Source organism: Kribbella sp. CA-247076 (genome assembly GCF_050942445.1).
Lineage (GTDB): Bacteria > Actinomycetota > Actinomycetes > Propionibacteriales > Kribbellaceae > Kribbella.
This window is the reverse complement of sequence record NZ_CP192051.1, coordinates 7,169,319-7,185,861: the sequence shown is the minus strand read 5'-3', so window position 1 is coordinate 7,185,861 and position 16,543 is coordinate 7,169,319. Positions and strand designations below refer to the sequence as shown.

The window sequence follows — 16,543 nt, the reverse complement described above, 5'->3', positions numbered from 1 at the left end:
ACGGCGGGTCAACCGAAGATGTCGGGGTCGCCGCCGGTGCGGGTGCCGGTTTCGAGGTCGGCGATCGCGGCCATGTCGTCGTTGTCGAGCTGGAAGTCGAAGACCTCGAAGTTCTCCCGGATCCGGCTCGGCGTCTTGGACTTCGGGATCACCACGTTGCCGAGCTGCAGGTGCCAGCGGATCATCACCTGGGCCGGCGACTTGCCGTACTTCTCGCCGATCCCGGTGAGTACGGCGTTCTCCAGCAGGTGGCCGGACGCCAGCGGGCTCCACGCCTCGGTGACGATGTCGTTCTCGGCGTTGAACGCGCGCAGCTCGTCCTGCGGCAGCTCCGGGTGCAGCTCGATCTGGTTGACCGCCGGGCGGATCGTGCACTCGTCGAACAGCCGCTGCAGGGCCGGCTGGTGGAAGTTCGACACGCCGATCGCGCGGACCCGCTTCTCGTCGTACAGCTTCTCGAACGCCTTCCAGGTGTCGACGTAGAGGTCGCGCTGCAGCGACTGCCAGTGGATCAGATACAGGTCGACGTACTCCAGGCCGAGCTTCGCCAGGCTCCGGTCGAACGCCTTCAGCGTGGAGTCGTACCCCTGGTCGTCGTTCCACACCTTGGTGGTGATGAAGAGGTCGTCACGCGGCAGGCCGGAGGCGGCGATCGCGCGGCCGACGCCGGGCTCGTTGCCGTAGGCGGCGGCGGTGTCGATGTGCCGGTAGCCGGTCTCGAACGCGGCGGTGACGACGTCGGTGACGATCTCGTCCTCGACCTGCCAGACCCCCAGGCCCAGCTGCGGGATCTCGACGCCGTTGTCCAGGGTGATGGTGGGGACTGTGCTCATTCGTCTATTCCACCGGTCCGGACGGGTCCGGCCCAGTCATCCGACGTGTGACAACAACCTCATTAACCGCCCGTAACCACCTCGTAGGTCTTCGCCTCCGGCTCCAGGAACCGCAGCAGCCCCGACCCTTCGCGCTCCAGCTCGGCGGCCGTCTTCTTCGTCGTACGCCCGAACGGCGTGAGCGTGAGAGTGGCCACACCACGCTTCTTCGCCGCCGTCCACAGGCCCGCGACCAGGCCGTCGACCGTGTACGTCGCCTTGACCCGGAGATTCTTGGTGAACACGGCCGGCTTGTGCTCGTCGGCGATGATCCGCTCGCGTTTGGCATGTGCGAGCAGCAGGTTGTCGAACTCCGGCAGGAACCGCACCGGCGCCGGGGTGTCCGGATCCGGCCGGGGCGCGTCCGGTACGTCGTACAGCGTCTTGCCGGCCTCGTCGGTGAACTGCTCGAGCTCGAGCCCGTCGAACACCGGCTTCGCCTTCGGCAGCCCGGACCAGGTCTGGAAATCGGCCGGGGTCGCCGGACCGAACGCGCTGAGGTACCTCGTGACCAGCTCCTCGGCGACGGGCTTGGGGTGCAGCTTGCCGTCGAGCCAGGCCTCGGCCGGAGTGAACTTCGGGTTGGCCGGCCAGCCCCAGCGGGTGCCGGTCGGGTAGATCACCAGCGGCACCATCATCCGGGTGCAGAAGCCGAGCGCCCGCTCGTTCACGTCCGGGAACTCCTGCTGCAGCCCGTCCCGCACGTCGGTGAACGTCAACGGCTCCTTGGCCAGCAGCTTCTCCGCCGCCTTGACGACCTTCGCCGGCTCGAGCCCCTCGGCCCGTTCCTTCAGCATCCGCAGCCCCGCCTCGAGCACCGGCGCCAGGGTGGTCCGGAACCGCAGGTAGTCCGCCGCGGTCACCAGGTGCAACGTCCCCCGGAAGAGCGTGGCCCGGACAACCTCCCGCCCCTCGACCGCCGCATCGAGATCCCCCTCGGCGAACCCGTCCACCCGCGACCACAACCCGACGTACGGATGCTTGGCCTCCTGCCCCTGCATCCCCACCAACCGCCCCACGGCCTCCACCGCGGACACATCCACCCGCCCAACCAACATCTGCCGCACCAACGTCGCCCGATTGACCGCGCGCCCGCTCAAGACCACCATGCAGGCATCCTGCCCGCCCACACCGACAAAGTCAGCCGCGACCAGGCGACTCGACGGCGAGCGAGTTGCGGCGACACGCGTCCGCCAGACGGTCGTCGTAGGTGACGACGACGTCCGCGTCGACCAGGACAGCCGTCGCCAGGTGGAGGCCGTCAAGGCTGCGCAGGACGAGCGGTCCGATCCGACGGGCGACGCTGACGACCTCGGCCGTCAGTTGGTGATCGTCGATCCCCGACAGGGCCGCGTCGATCAGGTCACCGGCGCCGGCCGGAGACTTCACCCGTGCGAGCACCGCCCGGGAAACCTCGACCCAGGCGAGCGACGACGACACCAGCAGGTCGCCCTGCTCCCAGTGCGTGTCCAGGAAGTCCACGACGGCGTCCGACTCGTCCTCGACGACGACTCTCTTGATCAGGGCGCTGCTGTCGAAGTACAGCCGCATCAGAAGCGGTCGTCCCGATCGAGCAACTCGAGGCTGGTGGTGCCCTTCGGCAAGCGGAGGCGAGGCGTGACCCTTCGGTAGGGCACCCGAGCCGGACGTACGGAGTGCGTCGCCCTCGCCCGCTCCCGGTCGTTGGCGCGGTCGTCCTCCTCGATCAGCCGCAGATGGCGGCCGACGGCTTCCCGGACGATCTCCTGCTGGGACCGCCCGGTGCGTTCAGCCTCTGCCTGAAGGGCGGCGGCCGCCTCCGGACTGAGCCTGAGATTCATCGCCATGCACCGATGGTACCGGCAGTGGTGCCACGCCGGTACCGATGCAGTCGTCAGCTCAGGGCGGATCGGGCTTGGGTGAAGGCGGTGATGGCTCGTTCTACGTCTTCGGTGGAGTGGGCGGCGGAGAGTTGGACTCGGATGCGGGCCTTGCCGTGGGGGACGACGGGGTAGGAGAAGCCGATGACGTAGACGCCGAGGTCGAGGAGTTTGTCGGCGAGGCGGCCGGCTTCGGCGGCGTCGCCGATCATGACCGGGGAGATGGGGTGGTCACCCGGCAGTACGTCGAAGCCGGCCTCGGTCATCCTGGTGCGGAAGAGCCGGGTGTTGGCGGCGAGCTTGTCGCGCAGGTCGCTCGAGCCGCCGATCAGCTCGAGGGCCTTCAGCGACGCGGCGGTCACCGACGGCGCGAGGGAGTTGGAGAACAGGTACGGGCGGGAGCGCTGGCGGAGCAGCTCGACGATCTCGCGGCGGCCGGAGACGTAGCCGCCGGAGGCGCCGCCGAGCGCCTTGCCGAGGGTGCCGGTGATCACGTCGACGCGGTCCTTCACGCCGAACAGCGACGGCGTCCCGGCACCGTCCGGGCCGACGAAGCCGACGGCGTGCGAGTCGTCGACCATGACGAGCGCGTCGTACCGCTCGGCCAGGTCACAGATCTCGTCGAGCGGGGCGACGTACCCGTCCATGGAGAAGACGCCGTCGGTGGCGATCAGCCGGTAGCGGGCGTCGGCCGCCTCCTTGAGCTGGGCTTCCAGGTCGGCCATGTCGCGGTTCTTGTAGCGGAAGCGGCGCGCCTTGGACAGCCGGATGCCGTCGATGATGCTGGCGTGGTTGAGCTCGTCGGAGATGACCGCGTCCTCGGCGCCGAGCAGGGTCTCGAACAACCCGCCGTTGGCGTCGAAGCAGGAGCTGTAGAGGATGGTGTCCTCGCTGCCGAGGAAGGTGCTCAGGGCCTCTTCCAGGTCCTTGTGGATCTGCTGGGTCCCGCAGATGAAGCGGACCGAGGCCATCCCGAAGCCCCACTGGTCGAGGGCGGCGCGGGCGGCCGCGATCACGTCGGGGTGGTCGGCCAGACCGAGGTAGTTGTTCGCGCAGAAGTTCAGTACTTCGTTGCCGGTAGCAACCGAGATCAGGGACTGCTGCGGTGAGGTGATCACCCGCTCGGACTTGTACAGCCCGGCGTCCCGGATCTCGCCGATGGTCGCCGTCAGGTCGTCCCGCATCCGCCCGAACATCAGTGCTTCTCCTCCAGGGATTCCGTCGTCCAGTCCATGATCACCTTGCCGCACTGCCCGTTCCGGGCGACGTCGAAGGCGCGCTCGAAGTCGCCGTACCCGAACCGGTGGGTGATCACCGGCGTGAGGTCCAGGCCGCGCTCCAGCATCACCGACATCGAGTACCAGGTCTCGAACATCTCCCGGCCGTAGATGCCCTTGATCGTCAGCATGTTGAGCACCACCGTGCTCCAGTCGATCGCGATCTCGTCCGCCGGCAGCCCGAGCATCGCGATCCGGCCGCCGTGGGTCATGTTCGCGATCATGTCCCGCAGCGCCGCCGGCTGCCCGGACATCTCCATCCCGACGTCGAACCCTTCCCGCATACCGAGACTCTGCTGCGCGTCCGCGATCGACTCCTCGCGGACGTTCACCGCCCGGGTCACGCCGATCTTCCGGGCCAGGTCCAGCCGGTACTCCGAGAGGTCGGTGACCACCACGTTCCGCGCGCCGGCGTGCAACGCGACCGCCGCGGCCATCACCCCGATCGGGCCGGCGCCGGTGATCAGCACGTCCTCGCCGACCAGCGGGAACGACAGCGCGGTGTGGACGGCGTTGCCGAACGGGTCGAAGATCGCAGCCACGTCCAGGTCGACCGGGTCCTTGTGCACCCACGCGTTGCCCGCCGGCAGCGCGACGTACTCCGCGAACGCGCCCGGGACGTGGACGCCGAGGCCGCGGGTCTTGATGCACAGGTGGCGACGGCCGGCCCGGCAGTTGCGGCAGCGGCCGCAGACCAGGTGACCCTCGCCGCTGACCAGGTCACCGACGGCGACGTCGCGGACGCCGACGCCGATCTCGACCACCTCGCCGACGAACTCGTGCCCGGTCACCATCGGGACCGGCACGTTCTTCCGCGCCCACGGGTCCCAGCTCTGGATGTGCAGGTCGGTGCCGCACAACCCGGTCCGGAGCACCTTGACGAGCACCTCGTCGGCCTCGATCTTGGGCTCGGGGACGTCCTGCAACCACAGACCGGGTCTCGCCTCGGCCTTGACGAGCGCCTTCACCGCACACCTCCACCTTCGACGATCGTCCACATCGTCGTCCCGGGCAACCACCCGCGTCCATCGACACGTCGTACACAGCCTTTGCAGCCGATCTGCACACCGGTCCGCCTGCACCGCGCCGTGATCTAAGCTCGACGCCTATGAGCTACGACCGGGACGGGCTGCTGGAGCAGGTGAAGTCGAAGGCCGTCGTGCACGGCCGGGTGACGCTGGCGTCGGGGAAGGAGGCCGACTACTACGTCGACCTGCGGCGGATCACGCTGGACGCGGACGCGGCCCCGCTGATCGGCCCGGCGATGCTCGAGCTGACAGAGGACCTCGAGTACGACGCGGTCGGCGGCCTCACGCTCGGCGCGGACCCGGTCGCGATGTCGATGCTGCACGCGGCCGCCCAGCAGGGCCGGCGGCTGGACGCGTTCGTCGTCCGCAAGGCCGAGAAGACCCACGGTCTGCAGCGGCGGATCGAGGGCCCGGACGTGAAGGGCCGCCGGGTGCTCGCGGTCGAGGACACCTCGACCACCGGCGGCTCGGTGCTGACCGCGGTCGAGGCGCTGCGCGCGGCCGGGGCCGAGGTGGTCGCGGTCGCGGTGATCGTCGACCGGTCGACCGGTGCGCAGGAGAAGGTGGAGTCGGAGGGGCTGGAGTACCGGTCCGTGTTCGGCCTCGAGGAGCTCGGGCTCGGCTGATGGACTTCAACCCGGTCCTGCTGGTCCCGATCGCGTTCGTCGTCGCCCTCGGTGTCTTCTACCTCAACCACCTGGCGGCGAAGAAGCGCCGCGAACTGTTCGCCGGGTTCGCCGCCCAGCAGGGCTGGTCGTACCAGCCGGCCGACGACTCCCTGGCCCACCGCTGGGCGGGTACGCCGTTCCGCACCGGTGACAACTGGCGGGTGAAGAACGTGCTGTCCGGGGCGTTCGACGGCCGGCCGATGGTTGCCTTCGACTACAGCTACCAGACGCACTCGACCAACTCGAAGGGCCGGCGTACGACGACCACGCACAAGTTCGGCGTGGTCGTGCTGCAACTGCCCGGGGCGCTGCCGCACCTCGAGGTCACGCACGAGGGCATCTTCGGCGGAGCGGTGGCGAACGTGTTCGGGTTCGGCGACCTCGAGTTCGAGAGCGACCAGTTCAACCGCACGTTCCGGGTGAAGGCCGACGACGAGCGCTTCGGGCACGCGGTGGTGACGCCCCGGATGATGGAGCTGCTGCTCGCCCGCGGTGAGATCGGCTGGCGGATCGAGGGCAACTCGCTGATCGGCTGGGATCAGGGCGCGCACGAGCCGGCCGAGGTGATGAACCGGCTGTCCCTGCTGCAGCAGGTGGTCGCGCAGGTCCCGCCGTACGTCTGGAAGGACTACGCGGGCGTGGATCCCCGGCTGCAGGGACCCCGGCACCCGTAGAGTCGCACCTGAGCATCGCCAACACTCGGGAGCAGGGGAATGCTGACCTTCGTCGTCATCGCGGTCGTGGCGGTCGTCGTGATCGTGGGAATCGCGCTGATCGTGTCGTACAACAGGTTCGTCAAGCAGCGGAACCTGATCCAGGAGTCCTGGCGGCAGATCGACGTCGAGCTGCACCGGCGCTACGACCTGATCCCGAACCTGGTCGAGACCGTCCGGGCGTACGCCGCGCACGAGCGGCACGTGTTCGAGGAGGTCGCCCGGCTGCGCACCCAGGCGGTGAACGTCCAGGGCGCCCCGCCGGAGCAGCGGGCGGCGGCGGAGACCGAGCTGTCCGGTGCGCTGCGGCAGATGATGATCTCGGTCGAGGCCTACCCGCAGCTGCAGTCGAACCAGAACTTCCTCAACCTGCAGCGCGAGCTGACCGACACCGAGGACCGGATCGCGGCCGGCCGGCGGTTCTTCAACGCGAACGTGGGGGACTACAACACCCGGGTCGAGGCCTTCCCGTCGAACCTGATCGCGAACGGCTTCAAGTTCGAGAAGGCCGGCTACTTCGAGGTGGACGACGAGCAGGTGCGCTCGGTCCCGCAGGTCTCGTTCGGCACGATCGGCTCGGTCGCCGGTGAGCAGGCGCCGCCGCAGATGCAGCCGGGGCCGCACTCGTCCGGTCAGATCCAGCCGCAGCTTCCGGGAGACCAGGGCAACTACCAGGGTCAGCCGCAGTTCCCCGGCTACCAGCAGCAGCCGGGCCAGCCGCCGTACCAGGGCCAGCCGAGCCAGGGGCAGGGCCAGCCGGGTCAGGGGCAGTACCAGGGCGGGCCACCGGTGGGCGGCCCGCCTGCGGGTTCCCCCGGCCCACAGGACGGACAGCCGCCGTTCACCGGTGGCCACTAGGCACCGGTTCCCCGTGATCCGGGGCCCCCGACCCCGAACTCCCGACCAGTGCCAGGCCCGGGCGCGACGGCGGTCAGTCGCCGCTCCCAGGCCTGCCCTCCCCCCAGTACCTGGGTCAACAGTGCCGCAGTGAGATACATCCGGCGTACATCGGCCTTCACGGCGGGTGTAGGGGGATGCCACGATGGGGCCCGGCCGAGAATGAGAGGGCAGGCGTGTGGACAGTCTGAGGTACGAAATCCTCGGACCTCTGCGCCTCGCTCACGTCCAGGGCCAGCCGCTGCGGGCCGCCAAGCCGCGGCAGTTGCTGGCGACGCTCCTGCTGCACCCGAACCGGTTCGTCTCGACCGATCTGATCGCCGATGCGCTCTGGGAGAGCAGCCCGCCACGCTCCGCGACGGCCAACATCCGGACCTACGTCCGGGCGTTGCGCGGCGTACTGCAGGACGCCGGACTACCGGCCCCGATCGACACCTCGGCCGCCGGCTACAGCATCGAGGTCGGCGTCGACGAGCTCGACGCCAGCCTGTTCGAGTCACTGCTCGCCGAAGGTGGTCACCTCCGACACGCGGGTGACAGCCGCCAGGCCATGCAGGTGCTGTCCCGGGCGTACTCGCTCTGGCGTGGGCGCCCGCTCGAGGACCTGACCATCCCGGCCGCCTGGGAAGGCTCGCTCGCCCGGCTGGAGGCACAGCACCGCGGACTGGTCGACACACTTCTCGACCTGCGGCTGGAGCACGGCGACGCGAGTGGTGCGGCCGTTCTGCTCAGTGCGCGCCTCACCGAGGACCCGTACGACGAGCAGCTCTGGCGCCGCCTGGTCGACGCGCTCCTGGCCGCCGGCCGGGTCGGGGAAGCCCGCGCCGCGTACGCCAAGGCCGTGCAGACGCTCGCCGACGAGCTCGACATCAAGCCCGGCCCGGAGCTCGAGGCGGCCGGTGCCCGCGCGGAGAAGGGCCGCTCCGCCAACTGGCCCAACCCGGGCATCCCTTCGGCGCGTACGGCGGAGCGCTCCGGGCAGGACGCCGTACAGCCGGGGCCGATGGCGGCGCCGGAGCTGATGGACCCGCCGCGTCCGCCGAGCCAGTTGCCGCTCGACCTGTCCGACTTCAGCGGCCGCCAGGAGCAGCTGGACCAATTGCGTGATCTGGTCTGCGGCCGCGATCCTGTGCGACCGCCGATCGCAGTCATCTCCGGCGCGCCCGGGACGGGGAAGACGTCGCTGGCGGTCCGGCTGGGACACCTGGTCCGGGAGTCGTTCCCGGACGGTCAGATCTACCTGGACATGCACGGCGCGATCCAGCCGCGCGATCCGGCGGCCGCGCTCACCGATCTGCTGCTCAGCCTGAACCTGCCCGACTACGCGATCCCGACCGATCCCGAGCGGCGGTCGGCGATGCTGCGGTCCGAGCTGGCCAGCCGCCGGGTGCTGATCATCCTGGACGACGTCGCGACGGCGAGTCAGGTGACGCCGCTGATGCCGGGCACGGGCGCGTCCGCGGTCGTCGTCACCAGCCGCAACCGGCTGATGGACCTGGCCGGCGCGGACAGCATGCCGCTGGACACCTTCGACGACGCCGACGCGGCCGCGCTGCTCGAGCAGGTGGCCGGCGCCGGCCGGGTCGACCGGACGTCGTCCGCGGCCGAGGAGATCCTGTCCGCGTGCGGGAACCTGCCGCTGGCGATCCGGATCGTCGGCAGCCGGCTGGCGCAGCGGCCCGACCTGAGCCCGGGCGAGCTGGCCCGGCGGCTGCGGGACGAGACGTCGCGGCTGGACGAGCTGAGCATCGGTGAGCTCGCGGTCCGGACGAGTGCGGACCTCAGCTACGACGCGCTCAGCCCGGAGGAGGCGCGGCTCTACCGGCTGATCGGCCACTTCGCGGTCGGCGTGTTCTCGGCCCGCGCGCTCGAGGCGGTCGCGTCCCCGGCCGCCGTGCGCCGGAGCCTGGACCGGCTGATCGAGGTCAACCTGGTCCGGATCAGCTCGGTCGACCACCGCGGTACGGCGCGCTATCGCGTGCACGACCTGCTCCGGCTGCACGCGATCGGGGTCGGTGACGAGGAGCAGCAGGCGCAGGCGGTCCGGGACGTGACCACCGTGCTGGACGCGATCCTGACCAAGATGCGCCGGGCCAACGCGGCCCTGGCCTTCGAGTACTTCGGCGTGCTCGAGCACACCGGCCCGGTCGCCGGGCCGGATCCGTCGCCGTTCACCGAGACCGATGCGATCGCGTGGTTCGACAGCGAGCGCAGTACGTTCGTGCCGGCGATCCGGGCCGCGGCGCAGAACGGGTTGCACGACCACGCCTGGCGGATCGCGTCGGCATGGGCGCCGTACCTGGACATGCGGGCCGGCTTCGACGACTGGAACAGCTCGCACCAGCAGGGGCTGCTGAGCGCGATGGCGGGTGGCGACCGTCGCGGCGAGGCGATCATGCACCGGAACCTCGGCCAGCTCGCGCTGTACCAGGACGACTGGGACGCCGCCTGGCGGCACCTCGACGCGGCCGCACAGCAGGCCGCCGAGGTCGGCGAGCGCCTCGGCGAGGGCATCGCCGCGGTCGGGCTCGGCACCTGGTTGCGTGAGCGCGGCAAACCCGACGAGGGGCTACGGCAGTACGAGAAGGCGGTCGAGGCGTTCGTCGAGGTCGGCAACGCGAACGCCGAGGCGCTGGCCCGGACCGCGATCGCGAATATCTGGGTGTCGCGCGGCGACACGGCGACGGCCGGCCGCTACCTGGCCGAGGCGTTCCTGCTCGCCGTACGCCGGGCCGACAGCCACCGCGAGGCCAAGGTACGCCGCCGGATCGCGGCACTGCGGTCCGTCCAGGGACGCTACGACCAGGCGGTCCGGCAGCTACGAACGGCGCTGGGGATCTTCATCGGTATGGGCGACGACCACTGTGCGGCGTACACCCGGGCCGACCTCGGGCACACGCTGATGGAGCGCGGCGAGGTCGCGGCGGCCCGGAAGATGCTGCTCGACTCGATCGACATCGGCCACCGCCTCGGCGATCGCAGCATCGAGGGACAGGCCGCGCAGCACCTCGGACAGCTCTACCTGTCCACCGGCAACCTCGACTCGGCCCGCCGTACTCTCGACCGCGCCGCGCGGGTCTGGCAACTGGCCGGGAACGACGTTCGCGCGGCCGAGTGCCGGCGGGCGGTCGCGACCTTCGACACCACCACCGCCGCGGGCTGATTCTCGCCGACCGCGAATGTACGGCGGGTGTATCCCGGTGGGACAGGATCGGTCCCGCCACGGCAACAGGCCTGGCAGTTTCGGGGGAAACGGGGAGAGATTGCCATGGCCTGGGGGGAGGTTGTTGTGGAGCGCCGGATCGCGGCCCGGGTGGCGAACCCGCGCGACACCGAGGCCGCGCTGAACTGGCAACTGGAACGGGTGGGGTCGACGGCGTGGCAGGACTGGCCGCTGAAGTTCCAGCGGATGGCCTTCGGCTACGCCCAGGACAGTGGCTGGAACGACACGGGTGACGCGGTGCGGTGGCTCGACCATCACGCCCTGCTGCAGGAGGGGGCGGCGCCACGGGGGGCGCTGGTCTGGTACCAGGCGGCTGACCGGATCCGGGTGGCGTGCTCACTCGGCTCCGGTCAGGTGGTCGGCCCGTTGCTGCGCGGACCGGTCGAGGTCGCCGTGCTCAGCGACCTCAGCACCGACTGGGTGTGGTCGAACCCGCACTTCCCCTTCGGCCACTGACGCGGCCGCTCCGGGCGAAGGCGCCCGTTCGACAGGTCAGTCGGAGGTGCGCTGGGTGCTGGCCGCGGAGTCGGTCAGGCCGGTGTCCGCCACGGTCAGGCTCTCGGCGGGCGCTTCGGTGACGCCGATGGTGGCGGCCTGCGCCCGGGCGCGGCGCTTCGCCATGATCCACTCGACGAACATCGGCACCACCGAGATCAGGACGATCAGCAGGATCGCCGACTCCAGGTGCTCGTGGATGAACTTCACCTGGCCGAGCGCGTGGCCGAGCAGGGTGAGGCCGGTGGCCCACAGCACCGCGCCGACACCGGTCCAGACGAAGAACTTCCGCGGGTCCATCTTGCCCGCGCCGGCCACCACCGTGATGAACGTGCGGACGATCGGCACGAACCGGGCCAGCACCAGCGCCCGCGGACCGTACTTCTCGAAGAACTCGTGCGTCTGCTCGATGTACTTCGGCTTCAGGAAGCGCGCGTTCGGGTTGGTGAACAGCGTGGTCCCGAGCGCCCGGCCGATGTAGTAGCCGGACACGTTGCCGAGGAACGCCGCCACCGTCAGGATCACGCACGCCTGCCACAGCGGTACGTCGATCGTGCCGTGCGCGATGAACAGGCCGACGGCGAACAGCAGCGAGTCACCGGGCAGGATCGGGAACAGCAGTCCGCACTCGATGAACACGACCGCGGCGGTGCCCCAGAGGGACCAGTCGCCCAGCCAGTTCAGCAGGTATTCCGGGTCCATCCAGTTCGGCATCAGCATCGCGACGAGAGAAAGCACGCGCACAGGGTAGCGTCCCAACCTGTGCAAGAGCTTCCTGGAGACGCAAAGCGGGACCTGATCGGTGCAGACCTGGTCGGTCCGAACGAGGTCGGGGTCGGTCCCTGGGCGGGGGACTGGCCGGACGACCCGCGGTACGACCCGGAACTGCTCGCGACCGGTGATCGACGGAACGTGGTCGACAGATACCGCTACTGGAGGCTCGAGGCGATCGTCGCCGACCTGGACCGGCAGCGGAACCCGTTCCACGTCGCGATCGAGAACTGGCAGCACGACCTGAACATCGGCTCGGTCGTGCGGACCGCGAACGCCTTCCTGGCCGCCGAGGTGCACATCGTCGGCAACCGGAAGTGGAACCGCCGGGGTGCGATGGTCACCGACCGCTACCAGCACGTCCGCCACCACCCCCGCCTCGACGACCTGGCGTCGTACGCCGCCGAGCACGGACTGCCCGTGATCGGGATCGACAACCTGCCCGGCTCGGTTCCGCTGGAGACGTACGACGTACCTGCTGCATGCGTACTCCTGTTCGGGCAGGAAGGGCCGGGCCTGACCGAGGACGCGCACGCGATCTGCACCGATGTCCTGTCGATCGCGCAGTTCGGCTCCACCCGGTCCATCAACGCCAGTGCCGCGGCCGCGATCGCACTGCACGCCTGGATCCGCCGCCACACCTTCGGGCAGAAGCCATGAACATTCAGGACACGATCTGGTGGCAGGTCTATCCGCTCGGCTTCACCGGCGCGGAGCAGACCTCGGGGACGGTCGTCCACCGGCTCGGAAGGTTGGACAACTGGCTCGACTACGCGCTCGAGCTCGGCTGTTCCGGACTGCTGCTCGGGCCGATCTTCGCGTCCGAGACGCACGGCTACGACACCGTGGACCACTTCCGGATCGACCCGCGACTCGGGGACGACGCCGACTTCGACCGGCTCGTCGCGCAGGCGAAGGAGCGCGGGCTGCGGATCGCGCTCGACGGTGTGTTCAACCACGTCGCCCGGTCGTTCGATGCCCCGCCCGAGTGGTTCCGGCGCCGGGCCGACGGGTCGCTCGACACCTTCGAAGGACACGACCAGCTGGTCGCGCTGGACCACGGTCAGCCGGCGGTGGCGGAGAACGTGCGGAAGGTTCTCGCGCACTGGCTCGGTCGCGGGGTCGACGCGTGGCGGCTCGACGTCGCGTACGCCGTACCGCCGGAGTTCTGGCGGGCCGTGGTTCCGCGGGAGGAGTTCCCGGAGGCATGGTTCTTCGGTGAGGTCATCCACGGCGACTACGCCGGCTACGTCGAGGCGAGCGGGCTCGACTCGGTCACGCAGTACGAGCTGTGGAAGGCGATCTGGAGCTCGCTGAACGACGGCAACTTCTACGAGCTCGCGCACGCGCTGGAACGGCATGACGCGCTATTGGACACGTTCGTGCCGCAGACCTTCGTCGGCAACCACGACGTGACCCGGATCGCCACTCGCCTGGACGACGAGCGGCATCTCGGTCATGCGCTGGCGATCCTGTTCGCGGTCGGCGGCGTACCGAGTGTGTACTACGGCGACGAGCAGGCGTTCCGCGGTCTCAAGGAGGACCGGATCGGCGGTGACGACGCCATCCGGCCGGAGTTCCCGGAGACGCCGGCGGAGCTCGCGCCGGACGGATGGCCGACGTACCGGCTGCACCAGCGGCTGATCGACGTACGGCGACGCCACCCGTGGCTGACCCGTGGACGGACCACGATCGAGCACCTGACCAACGAGACGATCGCGCTCCGGACGACCGGCGACGGGGCGCACGTGCGGCTGTTGCTCAACATCTCCGACGAGGCGCAGAGCTTCCCGGACGAACCGGACCCTGTGCCGGCGCACGAGTGGAGATTGCTGACAAGTCCGTAACCTCGGCTGAGCACCGGCGTTGTTCAGCGTGAGGACGTGTGAGGCTTCTCGACCGGAGTCGGACCCCGAAACTGAGGTGGGGCCCGGGTCCGCGCGGGATATGGGGGTAGTTGATGAGTTCTCTGTGGGATGAGTTGGTCTACGAGCTGGGGACCGTGCGCGCCTTGAGCGCGGCGGCTCTGGAGGCGCGCACGGAGACGTCCCGGGTCGCGCTGATCACGCTGCTGGACGCCGAGACCGCCGAGATCTCGGCGATCCTGGACAGGATCCTGCAGGAGGCGCACCAGTCATCAGCGGCCTAGCAACCTGGTCATGGCCTGCTGGAGGGCCTCGGTGGCGTCGTCGGGGAGCTCGAACGACCGGTAGGCGACGTGCGCGTCCGGGCGGACCAGGAGACACCCGTCGTCCGGGATCTCCCGCGCCCGGGCCCAGTCGCCGTACAGGTCGTCGAGCTCGTGACCCGGCCCGATCACGAACGCTTCGACCGGTACGCCGAGGTGCTCCGACACCGCCCGCGCTGCCTTCACCCAGGCCTCGCCGCCGATTCCGGTGAGCAGGGTGAAGCGGCCCTTGCCGACCACGTCGAGCGTGCTCACGGTCTCGGACCCGCGGGTCAGCCAGCAGTGCGGGAGGCGCGCGCCCGGCCAGGTCGTCGGGTGGTAGTAGAGCTCGGGGTCCCGGTCGTACGACGGTTCCGGCGTACCGTCGTCGAGGACGGCGGCCGAGCGGTACCGCTGGCCGAGCTCGACCCCGTGCGCGTTGAACTCGTAGTCCTTCAGCTCGATCGCGGTCCGCAGCTCGGCCCGCTGCGCGGCGCCCTCCGGGCTGTCGTCCTTGCGGGACTCGATCGTCCGCCCGGGCGGCGCGTCCGGCGTCATCCCGAGGGCGCGGAAGATCTGGCCGAACTGGGTGCGGCTCTTGTTCGCCCGCTCGACGATCTGCCGGCCGATCGGCACCCGCTCCTCGTCGTAGGTGTCGAGGAGGCTAGGCGAGGCCTGGCCCTTCAGGACCAGCGACAGCTTCCAGGCCAGGTTGTACGCGTCCTGGATCGACGTGTTCGAGCCGAGGCCGTTGCTCGGCGGGTGCCGGTGGATCGCGTCGCCCATGCAGAAGACCCGGCCGACGGTCGCCTGCTCGGCGTACATGTGGTTGACGCTCCAGACCGACGTACTCTTCAGCTTCACGTCGATCGTGTCGTCACCGACCAGGTTGTGCACGATCTCGGTCGCCATCGCCTCGTCGACCACCGGCGCCGGCTGGGTGATGTCGTACCCCCAGACGATCAGCCACTCGTTCCACGGCCGCACCATCCGGACCAGGCCGGCGCCGATCCCGCCGATCTGGGCGCCGGGTTGCAAGACCCAGTACAGGACGCTCGGGCGATGGGCGACGTACCGGGACAGGTCGGCCTCGAAGACGATGTTCATCGACCCCTCGACGTCCATCGAGCCGGCCATCGGCAGCCCGATGTCCTGGGCCACCTTGCTGCGTCCGCCGTCCGCGCCGATCAGGTACTTCGCCCGGATCTGGTAGGTCGCATCACTCAACCGGTCTCGGACTGTCGCGGTGACCCCATCCTCGTCCTGCTCCAGCGACAGGTACTCGGTGTTGAAGCGAAGACGTGCGCCGCGACCGGCCGCCGTACTGAGGAGGATCGGCTCGAACAGCGTCTGCGGCAGGTCGCAGGGCAGCGTCGGGCTCGCCTCGGTGTAGTCGGCCAGCCGGCGCGGATGCGTGCCCCAGGTGCGGATCCGGCCGATCTCCTCACCCGCGAGGCTGGTGCAGAACGCGGTCTGGCCCATCAGCCCGTGTTCGGTGCCCTGGTCGATCACCTGGTCCTCGATGCCCATGTCCCGCATGAGCTCGACCGTGCGCTGATTGGTGATGTGGGCCCGTGGGGTGTTCGCGGTCCAGCCGTACCTGGTGAGGACGATGTTGTCGACGCCGTACGTCGACAGGAACAGCGAGGCGGCTCCACCGGCCGGGCCGCTGCCCACGATGAGTACGTCGGTGGTGATCACTGGGTCTCCTCGGTGGTGGCGAGCACCAAGTCGTAGTGAACGGTGAAGTAGGTCTCTTCGGGCGTCCTGCCGTCCGGCGCCGGCGTGCCCGCCGGGTGCTCGGTGAACTCGGCGATCAGCGAGTCCTTGACGCCGAAGACCGCGTCGTCGGCCAGGTGCTCGTCACCGGCGGCGAACACGTGCGTGATCAGCCGCGAGTACCCCGCAGCGGTGACCATGAAATGGATGTGGGCCGGCCGCATCGGCCCGCGGCCGCCGGCCCGGAGCAGCTCGCCGACCGGCCCGTCGTCCGGGATCGGGTAGGCGACCGGCTTGACCGCCCAGAACGCATAGTTGCCGTCGGCATCGGTCGTCAGGTGGCCGCGGTTCTGCGGGCCGTCGAGCTCCTTCTGGACGTCGTAGAAGCCCTCCTCGTCGGCCTGCCAGGTCTCGACCAGCGCTCCCGCGATCGGCTCGCCCTTCGTGCTCAGGACGCGCCCACTCACCAGGCAGGGCTGTCCGGGAGCGCCGTTCGCGATGTCGCCGCCGATCTCGACCGCCGGCGATCCCTCGACGAAGAACGGCCCGAACACGGTCGACTGCGTGGCCTCCGGCGGCTTCCGGTTCTCCAGCCCCACGGTCAGCATCGACAGCCCGAGTACGTCGGCCAGCAGCACGAACTCCTGACGCGTGCCGGTGGAGATCTGACCGGTCCGGGTGAGGAAGTCGATCGCGGCGAAGTACTCGTCCTCGGTCAGCTCCACCTCGCGCGCGAACGCGTGCAGATGCCGGACAAGACTTGTCAGCAGAGTCTTGGTGCGCTGGTCCGTGCTGTTGTCGAAACTGGCCACCACGGCCTCGGTGAGGTCGTCTCCCTGCAGATCCATCTGGTT

17 protein-coding genes are annotated in these 16,543 nt (G+C 69.7%); 8 read left to right on the top strand and 9 right to left on the bottom strand.

Going from position 1 to position 16,543, the window contains the following annotated elements; genetic code table 11:
* Positions 1–8 precede the first annotated feature (8 nt).
* The 6 genes from ACQPYZ_RS34315 to tdh all read right to left on the bottom strand — a co-directional run bounded on the left by ACQPYZ_RS34315 (position 9) and on the right by tdh (position 4,976).
* Entirely contained in the window at positions 9–833 is an 825-nt protein-coding gene (locus ACQPYZ_RS34315; RefSeq protein ID WP_433163338.1) for an aldo/keto reductase, read from the bottom strand.
* Between the two features lie 62 nt (positions 834–895).
* Positions 896–1,981 (bottom strand): winged helix DNA-binding domain-containing protein, encoded by a 1,086-nt coding sequence (locus tag ACQPYZ_RS34310; RefSeq protein ID WP_433163336.1) that lies wholly within the window; start codon positions 1,979–1,981, stop codon positions 896–898.
* 31 nt (positions 1,982–2,012) lie between these two features.
* A complete protein-coding gene (locus ACQPYZ_RS34305; protein ID WP_433163334.1) occupies positions 2,013–2,423 on the bottom strand; it encodes a type II toxin-antitoxin system VapC family toxin in 411 nt (136 codons plus the stop codon).
* The gene (locus tag ACQPYZ_RS34300) at positions 2,423–2,698 is read right to left on the bottom strand and encodes a ribbon-helix-helix protein, CopG family (protein ID WP_433163332.1); all 276 of its coding nucleotides are present in this window, start codon (positions 2,696–2,698) and stop codon (positions 2,423–2,425) included. Before ACQPYZ_RS34300 ends, ACQPYZ_RS34305 begins: the two co-directional genes overlap by 1 nt.
* Positions 2,699–2,745: 47 nt before the next feature.
* Positions 2,746–3,915, bottom strand: a complete 1,170-nt coding sequence (locus ACQPYZ_RS34295) for a glycine C-acetyltransferase (RefSeq protein ID WP_433169828.1) — start codon at positions 3,913–3,915, stop codon at positions 2,746–2,748.
* Between the two features lie 11 nt (positions 3,916–3,926).
* Positions 3,927–4,976, bottom strand: a complete 1,050-nt coding sequence (tdh, locus tag ACQPYZ_RS34290) for an L-threonine 3-dehydrogenase (protein WP_433163330.1) — start codon at positions 4,974–4,976, stop codon at positions 3,927–3,929.
* Between the two features lie 140 nt (positions 4,977–5,116).
* On the opposite strand from tdh, the gene pyrE reads away from it, so the two are divergent.
* From pyrE to ACQPYZ_RS34265, 5 genes are all read left to right on the top strand, one after another.
* Positions 5,117–5,662, top strand: a complete 546-nt coding sequence (pyrE, locus tag ACQPYZ_RS34285) for an orotate phosphoribosyltransferase (RefSeq protein WP_433163328.1) — start codon at positions 5,117–5,119, stop codon at positions 5,660–5,662.
* A complete protein-coding gene (locus tag ACQPYZ_RS34280; RefSeq protein WP_433163326.1) occupies positions 5,662–6,378 on the top strand; it encodes a hypothetical protein in 717 nt (238 codons plus the stop codon). The genes pyrE and ACQPYZ_RS34280 overlap by 1 nt, the downstream gene beginning before the upstream one ends.
* Positions 6,379–6,417: 39 nt before the next feature.
* Positions 6,418–7,275 carry a LemA family protein gene (locus ACQPYZ_RS34275; RefSeq protein ID WP_433163324.1) on the top strand — a complete coding sequence of 286 codons (858 nt, stop codon included), beginning with the start codon at positions 6,418–6,420 and terminating at the stop codon, positions 7,273–7,275.
* 217 nt (positions 7,276–7,492) lie between these two features.
* Complete coding sequence (locus tag ACQPYZ_RS34270) at positions 7,493–10,477, top strand: BTAD domain-containing putative transcriptional regulator (protein WP_433163321.1); 2,985 nt, start codon at positions 7,493–7,495, stop codon at positions 10,475–10,477.
* A 105-nt stretch (positions 10,478–10,582) separates the two neighbouring features.
* Positions 10,583–10,993, top strand: a complete 411-nt coding sequence (locus ACQPYZ_RS34265) for a hypothetical protein (RefSeq protein WP_433163319.1) — start codon at positions 10,583–10,585, stop codon at positions 10,991–10,993.
* A 36-nt stretch (positions 10,994–11,029) separates the two neighbouring features.
* Here ACQPYZ_RS34265 and ACQPYZ_RS34260 read toward each other — a convergent pair whose 3' ends face one another.
* On the bottom strand, positions 11,030–11,770 hold the full coding sequence (locus tag ACQPYZ_RS34260) for a DedA family protein (RefSeq protein ID WP_433163318.1): 741 nt from the start codon (positions 11,768–11,770) through the stop codon (positions 11,030–11,032).
* A 72-nt stretch (positions 11,771–11,842) separates the two neighbouring features.
* On the opposite strand from ACQPYZ_RS34260, the gene ACQPYZ_RS34255 reads away from it, so the two are divergent.
* The 3 genes from ACQPYZ_RS34255 (at position 11,843) to ACQPYZ_RS34245 (ending at position 13,952) form a co-directional block, all read left to right on the top strand.
* Complete coding sequence (locus tag ACQPYZ_RS34255; protein WP_433169826.1) at positions 11,843–12,463, top strand: TrmH family RNA methyltransferase; 621 nt, start codon at positions 11,843–11,845, stop codon at positions 12,461–12,463.
* Positions 12,460–13,650 carry an alpha-amylase family protein gene (locus tag ACQPYZ_RS34250; protein WP_433163317.1) on the top strand — a complete coding sequence of 397 codons (1,191 nt, stop codon included), beginning with the start codon at positions 12,460–12,462 and terminating at the stop codon, positions 13,648–13,650. Before ACQPYZ_RS34255 ends, ACQPYZ_RS34250 begins: the two co-directional genes overlap by 4 nt.
* A gap of 113 nt (positions 13,651–13,763) precedes the next feature.
* The gene (locus ACQPYZ_RS34245; RefSeq protein ID WP_433163315.1) at positions 13,764–13,952 is read left to right on the top strand and encodes a hypothetical protein; all 189 of its coding nucleotides are present in this window, start codon (positions 13,764–13,766) and stop codon (positions 13,950–13,952) included.
* Here ACQPYZ_RS34245 and ACQPYZ_RS34240 read toward each other — a convergent pair.
* Positions 13,941–15,671 carry an FAD-dependent oxidoreductase gene (locus ACQPYZ_RS34240; protein WP_433163313.1) on the bottom strand — a complete coding sequence of 577 codons (1,731 nt, stop codon included), beginning with the start codon at positions 15,669–15,671 and terminating at the stop codon, positions 13,941–13,943. The two genes, ACQPYZ_RS34245 and ACQPYZ_RS34240, sit on opposite strands and share 12 nt — an antisense overlap.
* The gene (locus tag ACQPYZ_RS34235; RefSeq protein WP_433163311.1) at positions 15,668–16,537 is read right to left on the bottom strand and encodes an intradiol ring-cleavage dioxygenase; all 870 of its coding nucleotides are present in this window, start codon (positions 16,535–16,537) and stop codon (positions 15,668–15,670) included. The genes ACQPYZ_RS34240 and ACQPYZ_RS34235 overlap by 4 nt, the downstream gene beginning before the upstream one ends.
* Positions 16,538–16,543 lie beyond the last annotated feature (6 nt).